This is a genomic window from Actinoplanes sp. NPDC023936 (assembly GCF_040639325.1).
Taxonomy (GTDB): domain Bacteria; phylum Actinomycetota; class Actinomycetes; order Mycobacteriales; family Micromonosporaceae; genus Actinoplanes.
Genome location: NZ_JBEZZR010000010.1, coordinates 61200 through 72562 on the forward strand (window position 1 = coordinate 61200; position 11363 = coordinate 72562).

Annotated in this window: 6 protein-coding genes; 4 read left to right on the forward strand and 2 right to left on the reverse strand. The window is 71.6% G+C overall.

Features of this window, described 5'->3' with window-relative positions; genetic code table 11:
* Positions 1–94 precede the first annotated feature (94 nt).
* Positions 95–1717, forward strand: coding sequence for a chaperonin GroEL (groL, locus tag AB0F72_RS15885; protein ID WP_360430886.1), 1623 nt, complete (start codon positions 95–97; stop codon positions 1715–1717).
* A 147-nt stretch (positions 1718–1864) separates the two neighbouring features.
* Here groL and AB0F72_RS15890 read toward each other — a convergent pair whose 3' ends face one another.
* Entirely contained in the window at positions 1865–7360 is a 5496-nt protein-coding gene (locus tag AB0F72_RS15890; RefSeq protein WP_360430888.1) for an Ig-like domain-containing protein, read from the reverse strand.
* A gap of 91 nt (positions 7361–7451) precedes the next feature.
* On the opposite strand from AB0F72_RS15890, the gene AB0F72_RS15895 reads away from it, so the two are divergent.
* Positions 7452–9251: a glycerol-3-phosphate dehydrogenase/oxidase gene (locus AB0F72_RS15895; RefSeq protein WP_360430890.1), complete on the forward strand. Its 1800-nt coding sequence runs from the start codon at positions 7452–7454 to the stop codon at positions 9249–9251.
* Positions 9248–9538 (forward strand): DUF4031 domain-containing protein, encoded by a 291-nt coding sequence (locus AB0F72_RS15900; RefSeq protein ID WP_360430892.1) that lies wholly within the window; start codon positions 9248–9250, stop codon positions 9536–9538. Before AB0F72_RS15895 ends, AB0F72_RS15900 begins: the two co-directional genes overlap by 4 nt.
* Here AB0F72_RS15900 and AB0F72_RS15905 read toward each other — a convergent pair.
* A complete protein-coding gene (locus AB0F72_RS15905) occupies positions 9510–10148 on the reverse strand; it encodes a metal-dependent phosphohydrolase (RefSeq protein ID WP_360430894.1) in 639 nt (212 codons plus the stop codon). The genes AB0F72_RS15900 and AB0F72_RS15905 overlap by 29 nt on opposite strands.
* 29 nt (positions 10149–10177) lie before the next feature.
* On the opposite strand from AB0F72_RS15905, the gene AB0F72_RS15910 reads away from it, so the two are divergent.
* Positions 10178–11290: an FUSC family protein gene (locus AB0F72_RS15910; RefSeq protein ID WP_360430896.1), complete on the forward strand. Its 1113-nt coding sequence runs from the start codon at positions 10178–10180 to the stop codon at positions 11288–11290.
* Positions 11291–11363: the final 73 nt, after the last annotated feature.

Consider the following 11363-nt stretch of genomic DNA (forward strand, 5'->3'; position numbering starts at 1 on the left):
ATCGCCAGGTGGTGACGTCCGCAGACTTCCTCAACGTGCGGAGAGCGGGGCCGACGAGGCCCGGCACCGCGGATGTCCGGGAGGACAACGCCGTATGGCCAAGATCATCGCATTCGACGAGGAGGCTCGTCGGGGCCTCGAGCGGGGCATGAACCAGCTCGCTGACGCGGTCAAGGTGACGCTCGGCCCCAAGGGTCGCAACGTCGTTCTCGAGAAGAAGTGGGGCGCCCCCACGATCACCAACGATGGTGTATCCATCGCCAAGGAGATCGAGCTCGAGGACACCTTCGAGAAGATCGGCGCTGAGCTGGTCAAGGAGGTCGCGAAGAAGACGGACGACGTCGCCGGTGACGGCACGACGACCGCGACCGTCCTCGCCCAGGCGCTGGTCCGTGAAGGCCTCCGCAACGTGGCCGCGGGCGCGAACCCGATGGCCCTGAAGCGGGGCATCGAGGCTGCTGTCGCCAGCGTCTCCGAGGGCCTGCAGCAGCTCGCCAAGGACGTGGAGACCAAGGAGCAGATCGCCTCCACCGCGTCCATCTCCGCCGGTGACTCCACGGTCGGCGAGATCATCGCCGAGGCCATGGACAAGGTCGGCAAGGAAGGCGTCATCACCGTCGAGGAGAGCAACACCTTCGGCCTCGAGCTCGAGCTCACCGAGGGTATGCGCTTCGACAAGGGCTACATCTCGGCCTACTTCATGACCGACGCCGAGCGGATGGAGGCCGTCTTCGACGACCCCTACATCCTCATCGCGAACAGCAAGATCTCCGCGGTCAAGGACCTGCTGCCGATCCTCGAGAAGGTCATGCAGTCCGGCAAGCCGCTGGTCATCATCGCCGAGGACGTCGAGGGCGAGGCCCTGGCCACCCTGGTCGTCAACAAGGTCCGTGGCACCTTCAAGTCGGTCGCCGTCAAGGCCCCCGGCTTCGGTGACCGCCGCAAGGCCATGCTGGAGGACATCGCCATCCTGACCGGTGGCGCCGTCATCAGCGAAGAGGTCGGCCTCAAGCTCGACGCCGCTGACCTGTCCCTGCTGGGTCAGGCCCGCAAGGTCGTCATCACCAAGGACGAGACCACCGTCGTGGACGGCGCCGGCAACGGCGAGCAGATCCAGGGCCGGGTCAACCAGATCCGCGCCGAGATCGAGCGCTCGGACTCCGACTACGACCGTGAGAAGCTGCAGGAGCGCCTGGCCAAGCTGGCCGGCGGCGTTGCGGTCATCAAGGTCGGCGCGGCCACCGAGGTCGAGCTCAAGGAGCGCAAGCACCGCATCGAGGACGCCGTTCGCAACGCGAAGGCGGCCGTCGAGGAGGGCATCGTCCCCGGTGGTGGCGTCGCGCTCGTGCAGGCCGGCAAGACCGCGTTCGACAAGCTGGACCTGGTCGGCGACGAGGCCACTGGCGCCAACATCGTCAAGGTCGCGCTCGACGCCCCGCTGCGTCAGATCGCCGTGAACGCCGGCCTCGAGGGCGGCGTCGTGGTGGAGAAGGTCCGCAACCTCGCCGCGGGTCACGGCCTCAACGCCGCGACCGGTGAGTACGTGGACCTGCTGGCCGCGGGCATCATCGACCCGGCCAAGGTCACCCGTTCGGCGCTGCAGAACGCCGCGTCGATCGCCGCGCTGTTCCTCACCACCGAGGCCGTCGTGGCCGACAAGCCCGAGAAGAACCCGGCTCCGGCCGGCGCCCCGGGCGGCGGTGACATGGACTTCTGAGTCCAGTCGTAGGAAAGGGCGGTCCGCTTCGGCGGGCCGCCCTTTTCGCTGCCCTCAGCCGGCGGGGACCGCAAGCCGGCGGGGACCGCAAGCCGGCAGGGACAGCGCGCCGGCGGGGGTCGGTCGTGCGCCGGCGGGGGTCGGTCGCTAGCCGGCGGGGGAACGGGGCTTCCGGGCCGGGGGCGTGCTGAGGATGTAGAGGCCGGTTCCGGTCAGGATCACCGCCGTGCCGATCCGGGCCAGCGACATCAGGTCGTGGCCGGTGACCGGCAGAGGGTCCGCGGCCGCGACGACCCGGACGGTGATGGTGCCGGTCGCGGTGCCGCCCCGGTCGTCGCCGATCGTGTAGGTGAAGCTGTCGGTGCCGCTCGCGAAGCCCGGCGCCGGGATGTAGACGATCTTGTCGGTGCTGCTCCGGGCGGCCGCGAGACCGGACGGGGACCCGCTCGATGCGGTGGCGGTGCCGTGTGCGGGCCGGCCGACGTCGATCAGCGAGATCGGGTCGCCGTCGGGGTCGGTGTCGTTGCGCAGCGGCCAGATGGTGACCTGCTCGCCGGCCGTCACGGCCTGGATGTCCGGCCCGATGAGCGGGACCCGATTGGGGCCGTCATCCGGATCGGTCGGGCTCGGAGCCACGGTCGGCGAGACGCCGGGCGACCGGGACGAGCTGGGCGATCGCGAAGAGCCGGGTGGCGAAGAGCTGGGCGGCGAAGAATTGGGCGGCGAAGAGCTGGGCGCGGGATGAGGGCTGGGCGACGGGTTCGGTACGGAAGCCGCGGCCACCCTCACCTCGATCGTCGCCTCGGCCAGGTTCCCGTACTCGTCCACCACCGTGTAGGTGAACGTGTCGGTCCCGCTGAAGCCCGGGTTTGGCGTGTACGTCACGGTCCCGTCCGCGTTCAGCGCCACCGTGCCGTGTGCCGGCGTGCCGAGCCCGGTGACCGTGACCGGGCGCCCCTGACGATCGGTGCCGGGCAGCGTGATCCCGACCCTCTCGCCGGGCCCGGTGGCCGCCGACCTGTCCGGCACGGCGGGCGGCGCGCCCACCGTGATCGTGACGGTTCCGGTCACCCGGGTCCCGGCGTCGTCCTCCGCGCTGTAGCTGAACGTGTCGGTGCCGCTGAACCCGTCAGCCGGGACGTAGCGGACCGCGGCAGTGGTGAACGAGGCGACGCCGTGCGACGGCTGGGTCACCGCGACGACGGCGAGGGTTCCGGCCGGGTCGGCGTCGTTGGCGAGCACCGGCACGGTGGCCGCGGTCCGGTACCCGGTGGCCGTCCGGTCCGGGTTCGCGATCGGCTGCCCGTCGGTGACCGTCACGTCGACGGTGGCCGAGCCGAGCCCGCCCGCGCCGTCGCTGACCTGGTAGGTGAACGTGTCCTGGCCGGTCCAGTTCCCCGTCGGGGCGTACCGGATCTGTCCGCCGGAGAGGGAGGCGACGCCGTGGCCGGGCACGCTCGCCGAGCTGATCGACAGGGTCTGCGCGATGTTGGCGTCGGTGTCGTTGGCGAGCACGTCGATCAGGACGTTGCGGCCGGTGAGCACCGCCGAGGAGTCCGGACGGGCTATCGGCGGCGCGTTCTCGACCACCACGGAGATGCTTCCGGTCGCGGTGTTGCCGGTGACGTCGCGTACCTCGTACGGGAAGGTGTCGGTCCCGGCGAAAGCCGGATCCGGCGCGTAACCGACAGTGCCGTCCCCGTTGATCGCGGCAGTGCCGTGCCCGGGCGTGCCCACCGTGACCACCGTCAGCGCCTCGGATTCCGGATCGAGGTCGTTGGCGGTCGCCGGAATGTCGACGGGCGTCCCGGAAGGCGTGGTCACCGAGTCGGTGACCGGCGCAGGCGGCCCGTTGATCGTGATGGTCACCAGGCCGGTGTCGGTGCGTCCCAGATCGTCCGTGACGGCGTAGGTGAACGTGTCCTGGCCGGTGCTGCCGGGCGACGACCGATAGGTGAGCGTGCCGTCCTCGGCCAGCACGGCCGAGCCCTTGCCGGCGGGTCCGGCCGACGCGATGCTCAGCTCCTGCCCGGTGTTCGGGTCGGAGTCGTTGCCGAGGACGTCCAGTGTCGTGGTGACCTGCGGATGCGCCACGAAGGAGTCGTCGAGCGCCACCGGCGCGGCATTACGCACCGTGATCGAGATGACCGCCGAGGCGGCTAGCCGGTACGGGTCCCTGATCGCGTACCCGATCGTGTCGGTGCCGTAGAAGCCGGTCTCCGGTGTGTACGTGTACGTCCCGTCGCCGTTGTCTGTCATCGTGCCGTGCGCGGCGGCGGTCATCCCGGCCAGCGTGAGCGCGTCCCCGTTCGGGTCGCCGTCGTTGGCGAGCGGGTCGACGACCACCGCGGTGTTCGTGTCGGTGGCGACCGCGTCGGGCCGGGCGACCGGCGCGGAGTTGACCACGCCGATCGTCACGACGGCGGAGGACGACCCGAGGCCGTCACTCAACGTGTATCCGAAGGCGTCGGCGCCTCGGTGCCCGGTGCCCGGTGTGTAGGTGATCCGGTTGCCGGGACCGACGGTCGCCAGGCCGAACGCGGCCGGCGAGGTGACGCTGAGCGTCAGCGGGTCGCCGTTCGGGTCGCCGGTGTCGTTGGCCATCACGTCGATGGCGAGCGGCACGCCGGCCTGCACGGTGATCGCGTCGTCGACAGCCCGCGGCAGCCCGTTCGCCACATCGATGGTGACCCGTCCGGTGTCGGTGTCGCCGTGGCCGTCGTCGATCGTGTAGTCGAAGTGATCGATGCCGGAGAAGCCGGCGTCCGGGGTGTACCGGACGATGCCGCCGGACCCCATCACGGCCGTGCCGTCGGCCGGGTTGGTCACGCCGATCACCCGGAGCGTGTCCGGCGGCAGGTTGCGGTCGGTGGCGCCGGCGAGCACGTCGACGTCCAGATGCGTGCCGTACGGGGTGTTCACCGCGTGGTCGGCGGCGTGCGGTGGATCGTTCAGCACCGTCACGGTGACCATCGCGGTGGAGATGAGCCCGCCGACGTCCCGCATCCGGTAGGAGAAGTCGACGGTTCCGGAGTACCCGGCCGGCGGCTGGTAGAGGACCTGGGAGCCGGACTGGACGCCGGGCGCGTCCACCGAGACGAGGATCTTGGAGTCACCCACGTTGGGGTCGGTGTCGTTGTCCAGCACGGGGATCAGCACGTCGGTCTCGAACGGCGTGGTCTTCGCGTCGTCGGCGGCGGTCGGCGCCGCGTTCTCCACGTCCACGTAGACGTCGCCGGTGTCCTGCCCGCCGTTGCTGTCCTCGACCGTGTAGGTGAAGTGCGCCCGGCCGCTGAACGAGATGTCCGGTGCGTAGGTGAGCACGTTGCCGAGCTGGGTGACGGTGCCCTCGCCGGACTGCGGCTGGGTGAACGCGGCCAGGTACAGGGTGTCGCCGAAAGCGCTGTTCGGGTCGGTGTCGTTGGCCAGCACGGAGATCGGCACCGGGCTGGCCGGCGGGGCGTTGCGCTCGTCGTCGAAGGCCTGTGGCGGGGCGTTCGCCGTGGTCACCGTGACCGTGGCGGTGCCGGTGCCGCCGTTGCGGTCGTTCAGCTCGTACGTGAACACGTCGGCGCCGGTCCAGCCGTACACCGGGGTGTAGTTGATCGTGCCGTTCGACGCGACGGCCGCGGTGCCGTGCGCCGGTGCGGCGGTGATCGACACCAGCAGGGTGGAGACCGTGTCGTCGGGGTCGGTGTCGTTGGCGCGTACGTCGATCGAGACCGCTCGGCCGTTCGAGGTGCCCGCGGTGTCGGCCGTCGCGACCGGCGGCGAGTTGACCGCGAGCGACGCGGTGCCGGTGTTGTTGCCGCTCACGGTGTCCCGTCCGGCGCCGGCGGCGGTCACGGTGGCGACCGCGTCCGCCGCGGTGGAGGAGCCGGCCGTCGCCGGGATGCTGACGCTGGCCTGGTGCCCGGCGATCACCGGACCGAGCTGGCAGGTGACCACCGGGCCGGCTGCCGCGCACCCGGCGGGCAGGGTGCCGGCGGTCAGCCCGGTGGGGAGGGTGAGCTGGGCCCGGGCGGCCGGCTCCGGGTGCGGGCCGACGTTCGTCACGGTCGCGGTGTAGGTCACCGCGGCGGGTGTCGAGGCACGCTGCACGTACGCGGGGACGACGGCCAGCGCGCCGGCCAGGTCGCTCTCCGGCTGGAGCACCGGGGTGGCCGACGTGCCGCCCGCCGCGGCCACCGCCACGCTGGTGGTGCGGCCGGTGTAGCTGACGTTGACCAGGTTGCTGATCGCGTACCCGGCCGGGGTGTTCAGGTTGACCTTGACCCGGAACGTCACATACGTGCTGCCCTGGTACGGGATGCTGCCCAGCTGGAACACGGCCGTGCCGGCACTGACCCGGGCGCCGTCGGTGTCGGCCGCGTCGGTCACCGCCGCGCCCCCGACCCTCGACGAGGACGGGACGTATGTGGTGTAGACCGGCATGGCGTCGGCGAGCGTGACCCCGTCGGCGATGTCGTTGCCGTCGTTGCGGGCCTCGATCCGGTATTCGATCTCGTCGCCGGGCACCAGCGTGCCGCCGTTCAGGTCGGTCGCCGTCTTGGCGGTGACGATCTTGGGGGCGTACAGGTCGATGGCGATCGTGATGACGCCCGGGTAGTACGTCTCCTGGGAGGTGCTGATCCGCAAGGTGGCGCTGGTCGCGGCGTTGGGCAGGATCCCGGACGCGTTGAACTGGTCCATGTCGACGCCGAACAGGTTCCGATAGCCCGGGTTGCGGCCGCCGAGGATCGCACCGCCCTCGCTGGCCGTGCTGTTGAAGACGTTGTTCGCCGGGTTCACCCCGTCACTCAGCGACTGCCCGTTCAGTTGCAGGCCGTCGCCGGTCTTGCCCAGATCACCCTCGTACGCGACAGCGCCCACCTCGGCCTGCACGGGACCGCTGTGCGGCGCCTCGAAGCCGGTCACCGGGATCGTCGTGCTGCCCGAGTCGATCAGGCCGAACCCGTCGTAGACGCGCAGGCTGCGCAGGTCCTCGGCCGGGTTCGAGTACGCGATCACCAGGGTCCAGCCGGCGTACTTGCCCTTGCCCCGGCCCGCCTGGATGTTGGCGACCGAGTACACGCCGTTGCCGGCGCCGGAGACCAGCGCGGTCACGTCGGCGAAACCCTGGTACACCGGTTCCGAGAGGGTGGTCTCGTAGAGGTCGGATGCGGTGATCGGGTTCCAGGTGGAGCCCGCCGGCGTACGGAACAGGACCTTGTTCCGGTCCGCGGGGCTGGGCGCCGCCGTGCCGAGCAGGACGCCGACGGAGGTGCCGGCGTACGGGTCGGCGCCCCAGTAGAGGCCGGCGAAGAGCACCGTGCTGCCGGCCGGCATGTCGACCGTGGCGGTGCTGTCGTTGAACGTCGCCGGGTCGCCGTCCGCGTCGGTGAAGACCATCGGATAGCCGTTGTTGTTGAGCTCCTCGTTGAGGGTCGACCCGGTGCCGTTGCGGGCCGCCGAGCAGGTCGGCGTGAGCAGGTGCACCGGACACGTCAGGTTCGCGTTTCCGCGCAGCATGATCGAGCCGTTCACGTTCACGTCGAACCGGGTGGTGAACGCCGTCGTAATGGCGGCCGCAACCCTGACCGGCAGCGTCGCCAGCATCACAGCCAGGACGAGAAACAGGATCCCGGCGCTCCGTCCGCGCACGCCCTCACGGTAGGTACGTGCGCCGCCAGGCGTACGGAAATGCCTTTTTTCGTCCGCATGGGGTACACCCGAGGGCGCTAACCTGGGACAGGTGCGTGATCCCTCGGTATCCCGGAACTCGGCCGGCCGTCTCTCTCCCATCCGGCGCACGGCCGACCTGCGCCGCCTGCGGAACGAACAGTTCGACGTCCTGGTGATCGGCGGCGGCGTGACAGGCGCCGGCGCCGCGGTGGACGCGGCCTCCCGGGGGCTCAAGGTCGCCCTGGTCGAGGCCCGCGACCTGGCGGCCGGCACGTCCAGCCGTTCCAGCAAGCTGATCCACGGCGGCCTGCGCTACCTGGAGCAGCTCGAGCTGCACCTGGTGCACGAGGCGCTGACCGAGCGCGGCCTGCTCGCCACCCGGCTCGCGCCGCACCTCGTGCGCCCGGTCCCGATCATGGTGCCGCTGCCGGCCGCCAATCTCGCTCAGCGCGCCTGGCAGCGGGGTTACTACGGTCTCGGCGTCGCGGCGTACGACGTGTTCGCCGGCGTCTTCGGCGCCGGCCGCGGCATGCCGCTGCACCGGCACCTGACCCGTGACGGCGCCCGGCACATCTTCCCCAGCCTGCGGGCCGACAAGATCAGTGGCGCGATCCGCTACTTCGACGGCCAGGTCGACGACGCGCGACTCGTGGTCAACCTGGCCCGGACCGCGGCGAGCCTCGGGGCGGCCGTGGTCACCAGCGCCCGGGTCACCGGCTTCGTGCGCGAGGCCCGCCAGGTCGTCGGCGTCCGGGTCCGTGACCTGGAAGCCCCGGGATCAGAGACCTTCGAGGTACGGGCGAAGACGGTGGTCGCCGCGACCGGTGTGTGGAGCGACGACATGTCGCAGATGCTCCGTGACGTCGGCCTGCGGCCCGGCCTGCGGGTTCGAGCGTCGAAGGGCGTGCACCTCGTGGTCCCCCGCTCGGCGATCACCGGCGAGGCCGGGCTGATCCTGCGGACCGCCACCAGCGTGCTCTTCGTCATCCCGTGGGGCGGTCACTGGATCATCGGCACCACGGACACCGACTGGCAGCTGGACCGATCCCACCCGGCGGCCTCGGCCCGCGACATCAGGTACCTGCTCGACCAGGTCAACACGGTGCTGGACCGGCCGCTCACCACCGACGACATCGAGGGTGTCTACGCCGGCCTGCGCCCGCTGCTCTCCGGCGAGGCCGACTCGACGTCGAAACTCTCCCGCGAGCACGCCGTGGTCGAGCCGATGCTCGGCCTGCTCCTGGTCGCCGGCGGCAAGTACACGACGTACCGGGTGATGGCCGCCGACGTGATCGACCGCGCGGTGCGCCGGCTGGGCGGCCCGGCACAGCCGTCCCGCACCGACCAGCTGCCGCTGCTCGGCGCGGACGGGTACGCGGCGGCCTGGCGCGACCGGCAGGACCTGGCCCGGCGGCACGGCGTCACCACCGGGGTGGTCGAGCATCTGCTGGAGAGGTACGGGACGCTCACCGTCCACCTGCTGGCGATGATGGCCGCCGACCCGCGGCTGGCCGTCCCGCTGGCCGGCGCACCCGAGTACCTCGCGGCCGAGGTGGCGTACGCGGCACTCGCCGAAGGCGCCCTGCACCTGGACGACGTGCTGACCCGGCGTACCCGGATCTCCTTCGAGACCGCGCACCGCGGCGCCGAGTCGGCCGAGCACACCGCCCAGATCATGGGTGACGCGCTGGGCTGGGACGCCACCGTGCGGCAGAAGGAGATCGAGCACTACCTGGCCCGGGTGACCGCCGAACGGCAGTCGCAGACGATGCCCGACGACGCGACCGCCGACGCCGCCCGGCTCGGGGTGCCGGACGTGCGCGGGCTGGCCGCCGACCGCCGGGTCGAGCTGCTTGAGATCGATCTTTGATCCTCGTCGACGAACCGCTCTGGCCAGGTCGCGGCTGCCTCTGGTCGCACCTGGTCAGCGACGTCTCGTTCGAGGAGCTGCACGTCTTCGCGGAGATGCTGGGCTCGCCCCGGCGGGCCTTCGACCGGGACCACTACGACATCCCGGAGCACCGGTTCCGCAGCGCGCTCTGGCTGGGCGCGAGGCTGCTGCCGTCCCGTGAGCTGGCGGCCCGGCTCCGGACGGCGGGGCTGCGCCGCCCGAAGCATGTGATGAGACCTAGGCCAGCTCTTCCAGCTCGGCCTTGAGGTTCGCCTGAGCGCGTTCCTCCCACGCGTCCCGGATCTCCGGGTGCCGATAGATCGAGGGCAGCTTCAGCAGCTCGGTCAGCACCCGGGTCCGCCCGGCCCGGAACGCGTCGTCCGGCACGTGCGCGTACTCCCGGCGGATCGCGCTGGTGTACCGCTCGTACCGCTCCGGGTCGGCGGCGAGGATCGACAGGTCGGCGTCGCAGAGCAGCTCGCCGTCCGGGTCGTCCTCCTCGGTGGCGTGCCCGGCGGTCAGCCCGACCAGCCGGGCCACCTCGGCCGCCACCTCGTCCGGCGCGCCCAGGCTCAGCAGCAGCCCTTCGGCGAACTCGGCGCTGTCCCGCTCGTTGGCGTCGCCGAGCGCCCGCGGGTCGTAGACGGCGTCGTGCAGCCAGGCCGCGAGGCGTACCCGGTCCGGGTTCGGCGCCAGGTGCTCGAACCGGTCCACCACGTCCAGGACGGCGGCGAGATGCGTCACGTCGTGGTAGTGGCGTTGCGGCTCGGCCCAGCGGCCGAGCAGGTAATTCGCGGCGGCGTCCAGGTCGGTGTCGCTCGTGGTGGCGCCGGCGCCCCGCGCCGCCGTCCGGAAACGATCGGGCAAAGATGTCACACCCGCATCCTGGCACGTAGGTTGAACTCATGATCGCCGCTCTGGCCCGCGGGCGGGCGGGCCTGATGCTCGCGCTGCAGTCGGGGCTCGCGGCAGGCCTCGCCTGGTTCGTCGCCCACGACCTCTTCGGCCGGCCGATGCCGTTCTTCGCCCCGATCGCCGCGGTGATCACGCTGGGCTCGTCGGTGGGGCAGCGGCTGCGGCGCACCTCCGAGCTGGTGATCGGTGTCGCGGTCGGCATCGGCCTCGGCGACGGGATCATCCTGCTGATCGGAACCGGACCGATCCAGATCGGCCTGATCGTTCTGCTCGCCGTGCTGCTCGCCACCGCGGTCGGCGGCGGGGCACCGCTGATCGTGCAGTCCGCCTCCTCAGCCGTGCTGGTCGCCACCCTCACCTCGACCAGCGGTCAGCCGTGGACGCGCTTCCTGGACGCTCTCGTGGGCGGCGGGATCGGTCTTGCGGTGATGAGCGTGCTGCTGCCGCTGAACCCGCTCACGGTGGTCTCCCGGGCCGCCGATCCGGCGCTGCGCGCCTTCACCGCGGGCCTGCACGACGTGGCGCGCGGGCTCACCGCCCGCGATCCCGAGGTGGTGCAGGGCGCGCTGGAACGCTTGCGCGCCGCGGAGGGGACCTTCGCGGCATTCCGTACGGCGATCGACGCCGCCCGGGAGAACGTGGCGTTCGCACCGGCCCGGTGGCGCTCGCGCGGCGCCCTGGCCCAATACGTGGAGGGCGCGGACCAGCTCACCTACGCGCTGCGGAACGTCCGCGTGATGGTCCGCCGGGCACAGATCGCGCTGAACGACCAGGAGCCGGTTCCGGACGTGCTGCCGGCCTCGATCCAGCACCTGGGCGACGCGGTGGACCTGCTCCGGCAGGAGTGGGACCGCGGGGTGGAGCCGCTGGCCACCCGGGAACGCGCGCTGCGGGCGGTGGCCGAGTCGGGCCGCGCCTACGCCGAGGGCGTCGGGTACTCCGGCGGCGTGGTGGTGGCGCAGGTCCGCACCGCGGTGGCTGACCTGCTGCGGGCCACCGGCATCGAGTACGCGGAGGCGACCCGGCTGGTCCGTGACGCGATCGGCTGGCGTGGCCGTCCGCACGGCGCCCGGAAGCGGCAGATCCGTCCGCGTCAGTCGTGAGCGCTCCTCGGGCACGCTCGTTGCGACATCGGTGACTACGCTGGCGGTCATGGCCGACGTCTCACCGCCGGAA

Coding starts and splice junctions, on each gene's coding strand:
- AB0F72_RS15910 (WP_360430896.1), top strand. CDS start 10,178: ATGATCGCCGCTCTGGCCCGCGGGCGGGCGGGCCTGATGCTCGCGCTG.
- groL (WP_360430886.1), top strand. CDS start 95: ATGGCCAAGATCATCGCATTCGACGAGGAGGCTCGTCGGGGCCTCGAG.